The sequence below is a fragment of the Selenomonas sp. FC4001 genome, assembly GCF_000701565.1.
In the GTDB taxonomy this organism is placed as follows: domain Bacteria; phylum Bacillota; class Negativicutes; order Selenomonadales; family Selenomonadaceae; genus Selenomonas_A; species Selenomonas_A ruminantium_B.
In genome coordinates, this window is sequence record NZ_JNJF01000004.1 from 285,246 (window position 1) to 301,674 (window position 16,429).

The following is a 16,429-nucleotide window of genomic DNA, read 5'->3' on the forward strand; positions in this document are numbered from 1 at the left end:
TAATTTTGTCCGCCAAATAAAAACGCCACCGGAATACTCCGATGGCATTTTTACATTTATTTGCTTATCTTATTTGTATTCTGCAGCCAGTTTTTTGAACAGGGGCAGGGATTTTTCGATGGTTTCCGTCTTGATGCAATAGGCGGCGCGGAAGTAGCCGGGGCAGCCGAAGTCGGTGCCGGGCACGAGCAGCAGGTCATATTTCTGTGCTCGTTTGCAGAAGGCATAGTCGTCCTCTTCGAGGCACTTGGGGAAGAGATAAAACGCGCCCTGGGGCTTCACACATTCAAAGCCTGCATCCACGAGGCCCTGATAGAGAAGCTGGCCGTTTTTGACATACGTACTGATGTCCGAAGGCATGTTGGCACAGCGGCCCACCACCAGCTGCCACAGAGAAGGTGCATTGACATGGGTCAGCACTCTGGCAGCACCGGCAATGGCACCATAGACCTTCTCGAAGTTCGCGACGGTGTCCGGCACGACAATATAGCCGATACGCTCACCGGGCAGGGAGAAGGATTTGCTATAGGAGTAGCAGACCAGTGTGTTATCGTAGTATTTCGGAATATACGGCACAGTATATCCTTCAAAGGCAATTTCCCGATAGGGTTCATCCGCGATGATGAAGATGGGATGATGGTATTCCTTTTCCTTGGCCTGCAGAATCTGCGCGAGCTTCTTGATGGTTTCCTCGGAGTATACGGCACCGCTGGGATTGTTGGGGCTGTTGACGATAACGGCTTTGGTATGGTTATTCACTAAGCGTTCAAAGGCCGCAAAGTCAATCTGCCAATCCTCTGGCTGGGCTGGCACAACCACGAGCTTACCGCCAACGGATTCCACAAAAGCCCGGTATTCCGGGAAGAAGGGCGCAAAGGTGATATACTCATCCTCCGGCTGGGACAGCGCTTTGAAGCAAATGGTAATAGAGGCAGCAGCGCCTGCCGTCATAAACAGATTTTTCTCCGTGATATGCATGCCAAAACGGCTGTTAATGCTGTCGGCCAATGCCTTGCGTACCTGCGGATTTCCCGGAGCCACGGTGTAACCATGAATCGCGGATGGTTCTATATTGGTCAGGATATCCACCGCCGCTTCCTTGATAAAGTCCGGCGTGGGCACATTGGGATTGCCCAGACTGAAATCATAGACATTTTCCTCCCCCACTTCGGCAGCCCGTTTTCTGCCGAACTCGAAGATGGTGCGGATGGTGGATTTTTTCGTACCCAGTTCATACATTTTGTTATTGACCATATGGATTACCTCGCTTATAAGTGAAAATTGTATTTATTGACGAAACACTGTTTACATATTAGCATATTTTTATGATAAAATAAAGTAAAAGAGACAAGTTTGGCGCTTGTCTCTTTTACTTTATTCACAAAAATATTTCATCGCCGTCTTTTTCCACTCATGTTTAGAGTAGAGCATCACATGCTTGCTAACGTTACATTCCTGACCTAAATCCCGTACTACCTGCTCACATTCTTCACGGGTGCGGCCATGTACCATGGTATAGAGGTTATAGGGCCAGTTCTCGGCGGTATTTCTATCGTAGCAATGCGTTACGAAGGGGCTGGCGGCCATGTGGCGGGCGATTTCGTCCAGGCGCTGCGCAGGTACTTCCCAAGCCACTAAAACATTGGCCTTAAAGCCCACCTCACGATGGCAGAGCACGGCGCCCATCTTGCGGATTTTTTTCGTCTGCTGCATGGACTTGACCCGTTCCATGAAAATCTCTTCGCTGACTCCTACCTGTTCGGCCAAAGTCTTATAGGGTTCAGCCACCAAAGGGAACTCGCCCTGCAGGGCACGGACAATGCGTTTGTCTAATTCGCTTAATTCATCGATAACTTCTGCTGCCATAAAACTGTCCCCCTTAATGCAATTTGAACTGTACGTTGATTTTGTATTTCTTATTAGCCTTGAGGTTCAGCATATCCTCCACGCCGTTTAAGGACTGCACCTCATCCAAAATCTTGGCTTCGGTTTCAAGATTCGGAGACAGCAGGGTAAACCAGAGATTGTAGCGTCCCTCACGCTCATAGTTATGGGTCGCTCCAGGATAACGGTTAACGGCCTCGGCTACAGTCTGCATTTTGGCAGGGTCAACCTTCAGGGCCACCAACGTGCCCTTATAGCCCAGGTTATTGGAGTCAAAAAACGTGCCGATACGGCGCAGGTATCCCTCTGCTTTCAACTCCTGCACCCGGCTGAGCACCGTCTGCTCATCGGTGCCCAGCTCCTCTGCCAGCTTGGCAAAGGGGTGACTGCATACAGGCAGATTCCCCTGCAGCAAATTCAGCAAATCTTTGTCAAATGCCGTTAATTCCATCATGGTTATCCCTCTCCCCTAAATCGCTATCATGATTCCCGCGTAATACACATTGTTTCTGCGTAATATGAATCCGATTCACATTTCTCTATTATTATTCTAACAAAGAATCACCGATAACGTCAAGTAAATCTGAACGGCCTTCATTTTTTAATGAGGAATACGGCAGTACGGAAATTTCTTTAATGCCAAGCTTGCGTTTGATGGCGGCGATCTTTTTCGCCCGTTCATTCTTGCCAATCTTGTCCACCTTGGTGGCGATAATCAGCACAGGAATGCCATTATCCACCAGCCAGTTGAACATATCGACATCGGATGCCATCGGCTCATGACGGCTGTCAATAAGCTGGCAGACAAAGGTCAGGCGCGGGGAGTTCAGCAGATACTCCTCGATAAATTTCGACCAGATTTTGCGCTTTTCCTTGCCGGTCTTGGCGTAACCATAACCGGGCAGGTCCACGAGGTAAAAGGCCTTGCGTTCCTCGACCTCGGCAATCTTGACACCGACTTCAAAGAAGTTGATGGTCTGTGTCTTGCCGGGCTGGGAGGACACGCGGGCCAAATTATTGACACGGGTCAAAGAATTAATCAACGAGGACTTGCCTACATTGGAACGCCCGATAAAGACGATTTCCGGCAGGTCAGCTTCGGGGTATTGGTCTTGTTTGACCGCAGAAGCCACATACTGTCCTTGCGTGATAATTACTCTATCCTTCATACATTCATCTCCTTTACATATAAATTGCAGTTTGTCGGGGAGTTCAGTTCGTGGTAAAGGTATCTTGTTCATACTTAGTTTGGGGCCAGACGGGGGAGTAATTTTTCTGTTTTCCGCTAAACGACCCCTTCGCAAAGTAGAGCTGTCTAGCTACTCGCGCCGGGCAGGCCAACGGCGCTGCTTTCAGCGTATTTGCTTAGTTGCTTCCTACAGTGGCCGGCCTTCACTGCGTTCAGGCAGTCGCTCCCTACAGAAAAATCACTCCCCCGTCCGACCCAATTTACGGCCTATACTATTGCCACGAACTCGTTGCTCCCGTTACAAGAACATCGATGTACTTGTCGCTTATCATCGAGAAAAATACATTTAATGCAGATGCAACTTAGGGCGGAGGTGGTGATGCTTTTTGCCGTGGAACGACTGTCCGAACGCAGTGAGGACTGGCCCACAAACAGTAGTTCCTAAAAATTGAGCTGAACATACGCGCCGCCGGTCTTGCCCGGCGCAGGTATCTAGAAAAGACCAGACTATTGTTGGTGGGTCATTTAGTGCAACGGCGAAAAGTATTACCACCTCCGCCCCTACTGAGCTGTAACAAAAAATTTCAGCACGTACTAGCAAACTGCAACTTACTTAAAAGCCCGTTGACTTTTCGTCAGCGGACTTTTTAAGGGAAGCACTATTTTAACAATGCTATTTTCAGCACTTCATCCATGGATTCCACAGGTCTGAATTCCAGTTTCTCCCGCACGGTTTCGGGGATATCTTCGATATCCTTTTCGTTGTCCTTGGGCAGAACGATGGTCTTCATGCCTTCGCGGTAAGCGGCGAGCACTTTTTCCTTGAGGCCGCCGATGGGGAGCACATTGCCCCGCAGGGTGATTTCGCCGGTCATGGCTACATCACTTCTGACCTTGCGGCCGGTCAGGGCAGAAATCATGCCCGTAGCCATGGTAATGCCAGCCGAAGGGCCGTCTTTTGGGATGGCTCCTTCGGGCAGATGGATATGGATATCTTCCTTTTCATAGAAGTCATCTGCCAGCTTCAGCTTATCGGAACGGCTGCGTACATAAGTAAGCCCCGCCTGTGCCGATTCCTGCATTACATCGCCAATCTGACCGGTCAGAATCAGCTTGCCCTTGCCTTTGAGCACGGTGACTTCCGTCGGCAGAATCGTGCCACCAACTTCCGTCCAGGCCATACCCGTAACTACGCCGACCTGCGGCTTTTTATTCGCCTTGGTGTCCTGGAACTTGACCTTGCCCAAGAAGTCCGTAAGGTTCTTCTTGGTCACTTTAATCGGTGCTTCTTCGCCCTCTACAATCTTACGGGCCGCCTTGCGGCAGACGCTGCCAATTTCACGTTCGAGTTCACGGACGCCGGATTCACGGGTATAATCGCTGATGATTTTCTGCAATACACCTGCACCAAAGCTGATATCCTTGGCTTTGAGACCATTCTGCGTGCGCTGACGGGCTACGAGGTAGCGCTTGGCAATCTCTAATTTCTCCACTTCCGTATAGCTGGAAAGCTGAATGATTTCCATTCTGTCCCGCAGCGGACGCGGAATATTGCCGAGATTATTGGCCGTCACAATCCAGAATACCTTGGAGAGGTCAAAGGGCAAATCCACAAAGTGGTCGCTAAAGGTGGAATTCTGCGCCGGGTCAAGCACCTCCAAGAGTGCCGCTGACGGGTCGCCATGGTAATCGCCGGAAAGTTTATCCACTTCATCGAGCAGGAACACAGGGTTCTTCTTGCCGACCTTGCGGATGCCTTCAATGATGCGGCCGGGCATAGCTCCCACATAGGTGCGGCGATGACCGCGGATTTCGGCTTCATCACGGACACCGCCTAAGGATGCCCGCACGAATTCACGGCCCGTAGCTCTGGCCACAGAAGTTGCCAGCGAAGTCTTGCCCACGCCCGGAGGACCTACCAGACAGAGAATTGGCGCACTCTTATCCTTGGCCAGCTTATGTACAGACAGATAGTCCAAAATCCTATCCTTGACCTTGGTCAAACCATAGTGGTCTTCATCGAGAATCTTTTTGGCAGCGGCGATATCCACCGTGTCTTCGGATTCCTCATTCCAGGGCAGTTCCAACAAGCAGTCCACATAATTGCGGATAACGCCAGTTTCTGCATGCATGTTGCTCAAGGACTCCAAGCGGTTTAATTCTTTTTCCACCGCTTTTTTGACCTCATCGGGATAATTGCCCTCATTGAGCTTCTTGCGGGCTTCGTCAATCTCGCCCTTATTGCTGTCGCCGAGTTCCTGACGGATGGCTTTAATCTGTTCGCGCAGATAGTAATCCTTTTGGATTTTATCCATCTGCTTGCGCACCTGCTTGCCAATCTTATGCTCCATCTGCAGGATTTCCATTTCCCGCGTCAAGACAGCATAGAGTTTTTCGAGGCGTTCCTTGACATCAATAGCAGCCAGAAGTTCCTGACGGGTTTCCACCTTGAGATTCAGATGGCTGGCAATCAGGTCGGCCAGCCGACCGGCATCATCAATGATGGCCACAGAAACCAATGTCTCGGGCGGAATCTTCTTGGACAGGCGCACCCATTCTTCAAACTGATGCACCACAGCCCGGTTCAAGGCTTCCATGTTCATGGAAGTATCGATTTTATCGGAAAATTCCTCTACCGTAGCGGTATCGTAATTTTCCTCCGCATGGAACTCATGGATAACGGCCCGCCGTTTACCTTCCACCAATACCCGTACCGTATCGCCGGGCAGCTTGATGACCTGACGGATTTCCGCCACGGCTCCCACCGGATACAAATCCTTGAAGGCAAATTCTTCCTGCTCCGCATCGGTCTGCGCCGTCAGGATGATCTCCCGGTTTTCCACCATGGCTTCCTCGATGGCGGCCATGGAACGTGCCCGGGCGACATCGAGATGTATCATCATATAAGGGAATACGACCATGCCTCTTAAAGGCAATAATGGCAAAGTACGAAGTTCAGCCATTTGACTCCCTCCTTTTTCCTAAATATTAAACAAGGCGCTGCCTTAGCAACGCCTTGCCTTACGCCTGCCGTAATCAGGCAGATGCTTCACTGTTCTGCACCTTCTTGTCGATGGTCAGAACAGGGTCTTTTTTGTTGTTCACCGTGTCTTTGGTCACATGGCAGGCCGTGACACCCTCAATGGAGGGAATGTCGTACATGACATTGCACATGATGCCTTCAATAATGGACCGCAGGCCACGGGCGCCAGTCTTGCGCTTCAGGGCTTCCTTGGCGATAAGGCGCAGAGCCTCATCATCAAAGGACAGCTTCACGCCGTCCATCTCCAAGAGCTTGGCATACTGTTTAATCAGCGCGTTCTTCGGCTGGGTCAAAATGCTGACCAGAGCGTCCTCGTCCAAGGATTCCAGCGTTACTACCACTGGCACACGGCCAATGAATTCCGGAATCAGACCATGCTTGAGCAAATCCTCCGGCAGGAGCTTCTTGAGGGTTTCCCCGACATTGCGCTGCTGCTTCTTGGATTTGATATTAGCACCAAAGCCCATCTGCTTCTGGCCGATACGACTTTCGATAACCTTTTCAATGCCATCAAAAGCACCGCCGCAGATAAAGAGAATATTCGTGGTATCAATCTGGATAAGCTCCTGATGGGGGTGCTTGCGCCCGCCCTGTGGCGGAACGGAAGCGACCGTGCCTTCCAGAATCTTCAAAAGGGCCTGCTGTACACCTTCGCCAGATACATCACGGGTGATGGAGGGATTTTCCGACTTGCGGGCAATCTTATCGATTTCATCGATATAGACAATGCCGCGTTCGGCCTTCTCCACATCATAATCAGCGGCTTGAATGAGCTTCAGAAGGATGTTTTCCACATCCTCGCCCACATAACCGGCTTCCGTAAGCGCCGTAGCATCCGCAATGGCAAAGGGTACGTTGAGTATCCGCGCCAAAGTCTGTGCCAGAAGCGTCTTACCGCTGCCTGTGGGACCAAGCATCAGAATGTTGGACTTCTGCAGTTCCACATCATCCGTCTTGCCTGCGCCCATATTAATGCGCTTGTAGTGATTGTACACGGCCACGGCGAGGCTCTTCTTGGCATCGTTCTGACCGATTACATACTGGTCGAGGATTGCACGGATGTCCTTCGGTTTTGGGACGTCCTTGAGCTCTACCTCTGCTTCTTCGCTGAACTCTTCCTCAATGATTTCATTGCAGAGTTCAATGCATTCGTCGCAGATATAGACACCGGGACCTGCAACCAGCTTTCTTACCTGCTCCTGGGTCTTGCCACAAAAAGAGCACTTGAGCTGACCTTTTTCATCCCCAAACTTCAACATGACACCACCCCTCAATCCTTAGCGTCGTTCTTCTTCGTCTTTTTTGGACGGGTAATTACTTCATCCACAATGCCGTAAGCCTTGGCTTCGGCAGCGGTCATGAAATTATCGCGTTCCGTGTCGTTATTGATTTCTTCAGCGGTCTTGCCCGTGGTCTGAACGAAGATATCGTTAATCGTCTCACGGATGCGCTGAATCTCACGGGCCTGAATCTGGATGTCCGTGGACTGGCCCTGAGCACCGCCTAACGGCTGGTGAATCATAACCCGGGCGTTGGGCAGAGCGAAGCGCTTGCCCTTGGCGCCAGCAGTCAGGAGCACAGCTCCCATGCTGGCCGCCTGGCCAATGCAAATGGTGGAAACGTCCGGTTTGATATACTGCATGGTATCATAGATAGCCAAGCCTGCGGTAACTACACCGCCGGGGCTGTTGATGTAGAGGTAGATGTCCTTATCCGGGTCTTCCGACTCCAGGAAGAGCATCTGTGCCACCACAACGTTGGCTACATTATCGTCAATCTGACCACCCAGGAAGATGATTCTGTCCTTGAGCAGGCGGGAATAAATATCATATGCCCGCTCGCCACGGTTAGACTGCTCTACGACCATTGGTACATAACTCATTGGTATACCCCCATATACAGGGAAAAATTAGGCAATGCTGTCGATGATGAACTGTGCCGTCTTCTTGCGAAGTACCGTAGCAGCCAGATCGCCAATGCGTCCCTGCTCCTTAATAATCTTCTGAACCTGCTGCGGCGTTGCACCGTAAGCAGCAGCCATGCCAGCAACTTCAGCATCGAGGTCTTTTGCTTCAACCTTGATGTCTTCAGCCTTAGCAACTTCTTCCAGCATGAGATCCGTGCGAACGTTCTTTTCAGCCGTTTCGCGGTAATCTTCACGAATCTTGTTGATGTCCGTGCCAGCGTACTGGAGGTAAGCATCAAAGCTCATGCCCTGCTGTTCGAGGCGCATAGCCATTTCGCGAATCATGCCTTCTACGCGGTTGTCAATCATGACAGCCGGAATGTCAACGGTGATGTTGCTCGTAGCCATGTCGATAGCAGCAGCCTTCTGGTCGTTTTCAGCCTTGCGAGCTGCGTTTTCTTCGAGGTTCTTGCGAACATCAGCCTTGAGTTCTTCAAGAGTTTCGAACTTGCTGACTTTCTTAGCCAGTTCGTCATCCATAGCCGGCAGTTCTTTCTGCTTGATGCTGCGGATGGTGCACTTGAACATAGCAGCCTTGCCAGCCAGTTCCTTAGCATGGTATTCTTCCGGGAACGTTACGTTGACTTCTTTTTCTTCGCCAATCTTAGCGCCGATGAGCTGATCTTCAAAGCCCGGAATGAAGCTGCCGGAACCAATCTGCAGCGGGTAATCCTGGCCCTTGCCGCCTTCGAATGCTTCGCCATCTACGAAACCTTCGAAATCAAGCGTCGTGAAGTCGCCATCTTTAACAGCGGAACCTTCCGGAGCGTCAACCATCTTGCCCTGACGATCCTGGAAAGTCTTGAGCTGCTTTTCAACGTCTTCGTCGGTTACAGCTTCAACCTTCTTTTCAACCTTTAGGCCCTTGTATTCGCCCAGTTTAACTTCCGGACGCGGGGTAACCGTAGCCTTGAATACGAGATCCTTGCCATCTTCGAGAGTTTCGATGTCGATCTGCGGACGGCTAACCGGCTCAATCTTCTGTTCTTCGAGAGCATCAGCAAAAGCCTTCGGGCCTACGATATCGAAAGCTTCCTGCATGATAGCATCCATGCCCACGTTGCGCTCGATGATCTTGCGCGGAGCCTTGCCCTTGCGGAAACCCGGAATATTTACACGGTTGCTGAGACGCTTTACAGCCTTTTCTACTGCCTTGGAAACTTCCGCAGCTTCAACCTCAACCGTCAGAGTAACCTGCTGGTTTTCACCATTTTCAACCGTAACTTTCATTGTCTGAAACGACCTCCTGTAATTATCTGAATCAAGGTATGGCCGTTTTTTGCGTACTCTACCGCAAATATGCCATACTCTTGCTATATTATCACAGAACGCGAACAAACACAAGGTTTTATCCACGTTCCAGAGAGTATTTCTTATAAAAAAGTCAAAAAAGCAATGCGCTTATTTGATTAGGTTATCCATGCGTTCCACGGGCTTGGTCAAATCCAAATGGCCGGAGATGGATTCAATCTTCTTGCCCTCCACCAGCAGCTGAACTTTCTTGATTTCGCTAAACTCCGTCAGCGTGTTGACGATGGAACCCACCAGCATTTCTTCCCCAGTGGAACCGCCGATGAATTTCTTGATTAAGTTATCGTCAAAATCGACAAAGGCGGTATCGCCCTGCACCTTGACGCTCTTGATTTTGGCCTGCTTGGGCACGATGGTGGCTAGACCTTTTTCCTTGGTGCCATCGAGCAAGGCTTTGAGCGCAGCGGTGTACTTGTCATCACTGCCGACCTTAACCGTCTTTTTCACGGCCTGCAGTTTCATCCCCTGCTCATCGGGATAGTAGACCTTGATGGTCAGCTTACCCTTAGCTGCCTTCTCCTTTTCCTTGTTCGGCAAAGCATTGGGGGCACTTCCCTTATCGGCGGTGATGGTGGTCTTGTTGTCATCCCCACCAACATTATTCTTATTATCGCTGCAGCCTGCAGCTGCCAGCAAAGTCAAAGCCAGCACCATCAGCAGCAGATAACGCAATTTCTTCATGATCTCACCTCATCTATTATCAGGCCTTAGCCCTTGAAATAACGGGCAATGCCCCGCACAATGGCATTGGCCAGTTTCGTCTGATAAGCATCGCTGCGCAGCAGCTTTTCCTCTCTGTAATTGGTCACAAAGCCCAATTCCAGTAAAGTGGCCGGCATACTGGTATGGCGCAGCACATAGTAGTTGGCGGTTTTGACACCGCGGTTAAAGAGACCGCCAGCTTTTGCCAATTCCTCATTGATGAAATTGGCCGCCTCATAGCCCTTTTGAGAACCTGCACAATAGTAAGTCTCCATGCCATTAGCAGCAGGATTGGAAAAAGCATTGCAATGAATGGAAACAAATAAAGCGGCACGCGGGTCGCGGTTGCCCACATTGCAGCGGGCCTGCAGTTCCTGTTTGTCCGTGGCGTTGGGTGCATACACATCCACATCACGGCTGCGGGTCATAATCACCCGGGCACCAGAACTAGCGAGTAAACTTTCCACCTTCTTGCTCACCGCCAGGCAGACATCCTTTTCCTTGACGCCCGTCGGCCCGATGGCCCCAGTATCGCTGCCCCCATGGCCGGGGTCAATCACGATGGTCTTTCCCTTGATGCCGGGAACAGCATCCATAGCCGCGCCGTTTTCAAAGATTTCTACAATGATGCGGGCCGGCTTATTGAGCCGCCGTTCAGCAGGCGCCGTAGTAACACGGTAATTGCCGTCAACCGGCGTATTCACGCAGTCAATAATCACCTGCGTGCTGCCTTCAACCTCCATGATTTTCACATGCTTAGCCAGGTCGTTATTCAGCTTCACCTGTTCCTTGACCTTGCCCCGGCGCGTTTCCGGCAGAGTAATCACTACCTGCTTGCGCAGGAGGGAATCCTTAACGGTATACTTGGGTTCCTCTCCTGTCATACCTATTTCGATACGCAGGGCGCTTGCACCTGCTATTTTTACCTTACTGGTCTGAAAATAATTTAATTCGTGGCTCTGGCTGGAACGGGCTTCTGCCATCTGCGGCAGCCACAGACCACAAATAAATGCCATGAGTACGCCCACCAAACTTGCCCAGCGGAATACGTTATTCATTAATACAGCCTCCTACCATCAATCCCGAAGGAGCTCCAATGCCTCTTCCTCAGCCTTTTTATTGGCTTCTTCATCCAAGGCGATATCCAAAGTGATATAATCTCCCTCATCTACATCATCCGGCAGAAACTCCCGGGGAAAATTCACCTTTTTCATGCTCTCCCCTAACAAGAGTACTGCCAGCTCGCCTTCGTAGCGGTCAATATATGCAGAAATCATTGTGCATCCCCCGTTTCCGGCACAATACTGTAGGCCTTGCCATCCGTTTTCACCGTGATGGTGCCATTCTTGTCCGTCTCAAAAATTTTCAGCTTCATCATCTGATAGCGCTTCATGGTCTGCGCATGGGGATGGCCGTAGTCATTGCCAGCCCCGCAGGAAATCAGTACAGCTTCCGGGCTCACGGCCTTCAGGAACGCTGCCGAAGAGGATGTCTTGCTGCCATGATGGCCGGCTTTGAGTATCTTGCTTTTCAGATTATTGCCATAGGCATGAACCATAGGCTCTTCTTCCGCCTTTTCCGCATCACCGGTAAACATCATGGTAAAGTCACCAAAAATCAACTGGCCGACTATGGATTCATTATTGGGGTCATGTCCCTCCGTGGTCTTGCTGCCCTTTTCCACCACAGTTTTTTCAGGGGCAAACACCTTGAACTTCACGCCGCCGCCAAAGTCTAACTCATCCCCGGCAGTTAAGCCGTGACGCTTGATGTTCTTCTGCTTCAAAAGCTTCATGTAGCGGGTGTAAATCTTGGACTTGGAGGGCATGCCGTTATCGTAGACCTCACCGACCTCGTAATCCTTCAGCACCACACCTTCCACACCGCCGATATGGTCCGCATGGGGATGGGTCAGAATCAGTTTATCAATGCGCTTGATGCCCGCCTTCTTGAGCTCGGCCCGGAGTTTTTCCTGCTCATCCAAGTCACTGGTATCGATGAGCACCGTCTGCTCCGGCGTTTCAATCAGGATGGCATCCCCCTGCCCCACATTGAGCATCTTAACGGTCATTTCCTTGGCCGTTTCTGCAGGAGCACTCTGACTGGCCGCCCCGCTGTTATGTTCAGCCGCCTTGCTGCCACAGCCCGTCAAGAGCAGGCTGATGGTAAGCAAAGCCATCATTACAATGCTTAATTTTTTCTTCAACCGTATCACCTCAAATGCGTTTCAAAATGTAGCGATAAATGCCCTCCGCTACACCGTCTTCATCCACCGTGGGCAGAATGTATTCCGCGAGCGCCTTGAGCTCCGGCCTTGCATTGCCCATGACCAGCGGATGGCCCACGGTACTCATCATTTCCAAATCGTTCAGGCCATCGCCAAAGGCGTAACTGGCATCTATGGGAATGTTCATGTAGTGCAGCGCCTGCTGAATCCCTGTAGCCTTGGAAATATCTGCCGAATAAAGCTCCATGTATTTGCGCAAGGTTGGGTCGATAAGCCCCGTTACCCCATGCCAGGACAAAAGCTTTTCAAAAACGCCATTCGCCCCCGGCGTATCACAGAGAAATTCCAGCTTGGCTGCCTTGACTTCTGACAGGTCAAAATCCCGGATGAATTTATTGACGTCAATGTCAATATTGCGATAGACATTTTCAAGTCCCTTGAAATTCTCGCGCAGATAAACATAGGGATGGCTTTCCAAAATATATTCCAGCCCATGCGACTCGGCCAGTGCTACCATCTCCTTAACCGTCGCGAAGGGCATATCCTGACGAAAAATGATTTCCCCATCCAGAATCACCACAGCGCCATTCATCAGCACGAAGCCATCGAAGAGGCCTTCCTGAGTCAGCTCATCACTGAGATATGCCCAAGGCCGCCCCGAGGCGATGAATGTATGATGCCCTGCCGCCCGCAGTTCGCGGATGGCTTTCTTCACCGGCAGGGATATGCTTGTTTTTTTATGATGAATGTTAATCAGTGTGCCGTCTATGTCAAAAAATATTGCTTTGGTCACGAAAAAAACCTCAATCTTTAATAACTAATGAGAAAACTTCTTCTCCTCATGTTACTAAAAATCGAGGTCTCTTTCAAGTGATTTTAGCGTATATTGGCGTATTTGTGACAAAATCAGGCTTTTGCCTGCGGCGTTTCCTCCGCTGTCGGAGCATCCACCGATTTCTTACCGCTAAGTTTCATCGCCACCCATACAACCACAACATAGAGTACGGGAATCAGGAAAATTCCCAAACAGGTTGCAAAGAGCATACCGCCGACAACAGCCGTACCCATGCTGTTTCTGGCAGCTGCACCTGCGCCATGTGCCATGGCCAACGGCAAGCAGCCGATGATAAAGGCCAGCGAAGTCATGATGATTGGTCGGAGGCGCAAGCCTGCGGCTTCAATAGCTGCCTTCACCGGTTCCATGCCCTGGTCCACACGGACTTTCGCAAATTCCACGATAAGGATGGCATTCTTGGCTGCCAGCCCCATAATCATGATGACACCAATCTGCATGTAGACGGTGTTTTGCAGGCCCGGGTTAAACTTGCCGAAGCTGAGTTCAAGCATCAGCAGGGCCAGCTGTACAAAGAAGGCACCGAAAAGTCCTGTAGGAATTGTCATCAGCACAGCAAAGGGAACGCTCCAGCTTTCATAGAGCGCAGCCAGACACAGGAAAACAAATACCAGCGCCAAGCCCATAACCTGCCCCGTGGAGCTTGCGGATTTCTTTTCTTCACGGCTCTGACCGGACCATTCGATGTTAAAACCGGCAGGAGCGGTCTGCTTCACCACTTCTTCCATGGCGGCAATGGCCTGACCGGAACTGTACCCGTCACCTACACTCCCCTGAATGCTGATGCTGCGTGTACCGTTAAAGCGGGAAATGATCGAAGTAGATGTGGAAAGTTTCGGCGTGAGCAGGCTGTCCAAGGGAACCATATTGCCTTCGTTATTGCGGACATAATTGAACTTCAAAGCTTCCTTCTCACTGCGATACTGCGCATCCGACTGCATGATAACCTTATAGTTGCGGCCGAACTGCATGAAGTCGTTAATCTGACTGCCGCCATAGTTTACCTGCAACGCGGTGAATACATCGGAAAGATTTACACCCAGCTGTTTTACCTTCTCGCGGTTCACATCAAACTTGCAGATAGGCGAAGCGATGGAATAGGTCGTATAGACATTGGAAAGTTCCGGCCGCTTGTTGGCTGCTGCCAAAATTTCCTTGGTGATGGTCTCAAGTTCCTTATCGGTATGACCGGTCATATCCAAAAGTTCCATGCTCCAGCCGCCGACCATGCCAAGGCCGGGCAGGGACGGCGTTGGGAAGGCCATAAGCTGGGCCTCGGGATGTTTTGCGTGCAGTTCATTGGCCTTGTTGACAATGGAGAAAATGCTAAGGTCGGAAGTGGTCCGCTTGCTCCAGGAATCAAGGCTGATAAAGAAGGTTCCGGCATTGGCCTTATTACCATTGGACAGTACATCGTAACCGGCGATTTTCATGACGTTCTTGACACCGGGAATCTCGCTGAACTCACCGCTCAGCGCATCCATGGTTTCCAAGGTGCGATTCAAAGAGGTGCCCTCCGGCATGGTAACCGAAGCGAGGAAATATCCCTGATCTTCGTCCGGCACGAAGGTTGAGGGCAAAAGTTTGAAGCACAGCCCGGCGAGAACGCAGATTACCAGCAGGGAGGCCACACTGACCTTGGCATGGCCGATAAACCAGCTCACCTTTCCTACATAACGGTTCTGCGTGCGGTCAAACCAGTTGTTAAAGCCATCAAAGAAACGGTCCAGAATATTTTTCTTTTTATTGGGGTCATGGGGCTTCATCAACAATGCACATAACGCCGGTGTCAGCGTCAGGGCAATAAAGGCCGACAGCGCCATGGATACGGCAATGGTCAGGGCAAACTGACGATAGAGCACGCCGGTTGTGCCGCCCAGGAAGGCGCAGGGAATGAATACGGCGGACAAGACAAAGGCAATAGCCACAACAGGCCCCTGCACTTCGTCCATGGCGACTTCGGTTGCCTCCACCGGACCTAAGCCGTCTTTTTTCATATGGGATTCCACGTTTTCGATTACGACGATGGCATCATCGACTACCAGACCGATAGCCAGTACCATGGCAAAGAGCGTCAGGGTGTTGATACTGAATCCCAGCGCCACAAAGCTGGCAAAGGTGCCGATAAGGGATACGGGGATAGCCAGCACCGGAATAAGCGTGGCCCGCCAGCTCTGCAAAAAGAGGAACACGATGAGGATAACCAGCATCAGGGCTTCCTTAAAAGTATTGATTACTTCCGTGACGGATTCGTTGATATACTCCGTACTGTCGATAACGGGGATAAATACCAAATCATCGGGGAAGTTTTGCGCGGCTTCATCCAATACCTTTTTGACTTCACTGATGGTTTCCACGGCATTGGCATCATCCGTCAGCTTGACACCAAATCCGGCACAGGGAGCACCATTGGCATCGGCAACCATGTTCGTGGACTTGGCACCTGTTTCTATACGGGCAACATCCCGGAGAAATACATAGGAGCCGTCTGGTTTGGCTTTTAAGATGACATTGCCAAATTCCTGCGGTGTGGTAAGGCGTCCCTGTACGCTGCCTGTATACTGCTTTTCCTGATTGGCCGGGGTGGGCATCTGACCGATAGTACCGGCCGGAGCCTGTACATTCTGTTCTTTAATGGCAGCCTCAACGTCTCCGACCGTCAGCCCTAAATCCGACAGGCGGTCAGGGTTAAGCCAGATACGCATGGCATAATCCGAGCCAAAGGTGCTGACATCACCTACGCCCTTAATGCGTTTGAGGGCATCAATGATGTAGATGCTCGCATAATTCATGATAAAGGTGCGCTTAAATGTCCCGTTGGGCGAATAAAGCGCAAACATATAGGACATATCGCTGGATGCCTTTTTGGTCGTAACGCCCACAGCCTGCACATCGGCAGGCAGGTTGGCGGTGGCAATGGAAACATTATTCTGCACCAGAACCGAATCCATATCGCCGTTGGTGCCCAGCTCAAATTTTACATCCAGGTTGTACATACCTGTATCATCGGAACTGGAGTTCATATAGGCCATGCCCTGTGTGCCGTTGACCTGCTGCTCGATGACCTGGGCCACCGTCTGGTTAATGACGCTGGCGTTGGCCCCCGTATAAATGGTGCTTACGTTGACCGTAGGCTGTGTAATCTGTGGATACTGGGCCACAGGCAGACTCAGGCCGGAAAGTACACCCAAAATGACGATGATGATGGATATGACAATGGCGAAGATGGGACGATGAATAAAGAATCGTGACAC

The 16,429-nt window shown here is 50.8% G+C and carries 14 protein-coding genes; all 14 read right to left on the bottom strand.

The window, feature by feature from the left end:
- Window positions 1-69: 69 nt before the first annotated feature.
- The gene (locus T320_RS01415) at window positions 70-1,254 is read right to left on the bottom strand and encodes a pyridoxal phosphate-dependent aminotransferase (protein WP_037352228.1); all 1,185 of its coding nucleotides are present in this window, start codon (window positions 1,252-1,254) and stop codon (window positions 70-72) included.
- Window positions 1,255-1,374: 120 nt separating this feature from the next.
- Window positions 1,375-1,866, bottom strand: a complete 492-nt coding sequence (locus tag T320_RS01420; RefSeq protein ID WP_081824742.1) for a siroheme decarboxylase subunit beta — start codon at window positions 1,864-1,866, stop codon at window positions 1,375-1,377.
- A 13-nt stretch (window positions 1,867-1,879) separates the two neighbouring features.
- Window positions 1,880-2,338: a siroheme decarboxylase subunit alpha gene (locus T320_RS01425; RefSeq protein ID WP_037352231.1), complete on the bottom strand. Its 459-nt coding sequence runs from the start codon at window positions 2,336-2,338 to the stop codon at window positions 1,880-1,882.
- Window positions 2,339-2,429: 91 nt separating this feature from the next.
- On the bottom strand, window positions 2,430-3,053 hold the full coding sequence (gene yihA / locus T320_RS01430) for a ribosome biogenesis GTP-binding protein YihA/YsxC (protein WP_037352234.1): 624 nt from the start codon (window positions 3,051-3,053) through the stop codon (window positions 2,430-2,432).
- Window positions 3,054-3,732: 679 nt separating this feature from the next.
- Complete coding sequence (gene lon, locus T320_RS01435; RefSeq protein ID WP_037352237.1) at window positions 3,733-6,036, bottom strand: endopeptidase La; 2,304 nt, start codon at window positions 6,034-6,036, stop codon at window positions 3,733-3,735.
- Window positions 6,037-6,109: 73 nt separating this feature from the next.
- Window positions 6,110-7,375, bottom strand: a complete 1,266-nt coding sequence (gene clpX / locus T320_RS01440) for an ATP-dependent Clp protease ATP-binding subunit ClpX (RefSeq protein WP_026760609.1) — start codon at window positions 7,373-7,375, stop codon at window positions 6,110-6,112.
- A gap of 11 nt (window positions 7,376-7,386) precedes the next feature.
- Window positions 7,387-7,998, bottom strand: a complete 612-nt coding sequence (clpP, locus tag T320_RS01445; protein ID WP_037352243.1) for an ATP-dependent Clp endopeptidase proteolytic subunit ClpP — start codon at window positions 7,996-7,998, stop codon at window positions 7,387-7,389.
- A gap of 27 nt (window positions 7,999-8,025) precedes the next feature.
- Window positions 8,026-9,312, bottom strand: coding sequence for a trigger factor (gene tig / locus T320_RS01450; RefSeq protein WP_037352245.1), 1,287 nt, complete (start codon window positions 9,310-9,312; stop codon window positions 8,026-8,028).
- 171 nt (window positions 9,313-9,483) lie between these two features.
- A complete protein-coding gene (locus T320_RS01455; protein ID WP_037352248.1) occupies window positions 9,484-10,074 on the bottom strand; it encodes a GerMN domain-containing protein in 591 nt (196 codons plus the stop codon).
- Window positions 10,075-10,100: 26 nt separating this feature from the next.
- Window positions 10,101-11,153: an N-acetylmuramoyl-L-alanine amidase family protein gene (locus T320_RS01460; RefSeq protein WP_037352251.1), complete on the bottom strand. Its 1,053-nt coding sequence runs from the start codon at window positions 11,151-11,153 to the stop codon at window positions 10,101-10,103.
- Between the two features lie 18 nt (window positions 11,154-11,171).
- On the bottom strand, window positions 11,172-11,372 hold the full coding sequence (locus tag T320_RS01465) for a DUF3006 domain-containing protein (protein ID WP_037352253.1): 201 nt from the start codon (window positions 11,370-11,372) through the stop codon (window positions 11,172-11,174).
- Window positions 11,369-12,301: a ComEC/Rec2 family competence protein gene (locus tag T320_RS01470; protein ID WP_037352256.1), complete on the bottom strand. Its 933-nt coding sequence runs from the start codon at window positions 12,299-12,301 to the stop codon at window positions 11,369-11,371. Before T320_RS01470 ends, T320_RS01465 begins: the two co-directional genes overlap by 4 nt.
- Window positions 12,302-12,311: 10 nt before the next feature.
- Entirely contained in the window at window positions 12,312-13,115 is an 804-nt protein-coding gene (locus T320_RS01475; RefSeq protein WP_037352259.1) for a Cof-type HAD-IIB family hydrolase, read from the bottom strand.
- 113 nt (window positions 13,116-13,228) lie between these two features.
- Window positions 13,229-16,429, bottom strand: coding sequence for an efflux RND transporter permease subunit (locus T320_RS01480; RefSeq protein ID WP_037352262.1), 3,201 nt, complete (start codon window positions 16,427-16,429; stop codon window positions 13,229-13,231).

Coding starts and splice junctions, on each gene's coding strand:
- T320_RS01415 (WP_037352228.1), bottom strand. CDS start 1,254: ATGGTCAATAACAAAATGTATGAACTGGGTACGAAAAAATCCACCATC.
- T320_RS01420 (WP_081824742.1), bottom strand. CDS start 1,866: ATGGCAGCAGAAGTTATCGATGAATTAAGCGAATTAGACAAACGCATT.
- T320_RS01425 (WP_037352231.1), bottom strand. CDS start 2,338: ATGATGGAATTAACGGCATTTGACAAAGATTTGCTGAATTTGCTGCAG.
- yihA (WP_037352234.1), bottom strand. CDS start 3,053: ATGAAGGATAGAGTAATTATCACGCAAGGACAGTATGTGGCTTCTGCG.
- lon (WP_037352237.1), bottom strand. CDS start 6,036: ATGGCTGAACTTCGTACTTTGCCATTATTGCCTTTAAGAGGCATGGTC.
- clpX (WP_026760609.1), bottom strand. CDS start 7,375: ATGTTGAAGTTTGGGGATGAAAAAGGTCAGCTCAAGTGCTCTTTTTGT.
- clpP (WP_037352243.1), bottom strand. CDS start 7,998: ATGAGTTATGTACCAATGGTCGTAGAGCAGTCTAACCGTGGCGAGCGG.
- tig (WP_037352245.1), bottom strand. CDS start 9,312: ATGAAAGTTACGGTTGAAAATGGTGAAAACCAGCAGGTTACTCTGACG.
- T320_RS01455 (WP_037352248.1), bottom strand. CDS start 10,074: ATGAAGAAATTGCGTTATCTGCTGCTGATGGTGCTGGCTTTGACTTTG.
- T320_RS01460 (WP_037352251.1), bottom strand. CDS start 11,153: ATGAATAACGTATTCCGCTGGGCAAGTTTGGTGGGCGTACTCATGGCA.
- T320_RS01465 (WP_037352253.1), bottom strand. CDS start 11,372: ATGATTTCTGCATATATTGACCGCTACGAAGGCGAGCTGGCAGTACTC.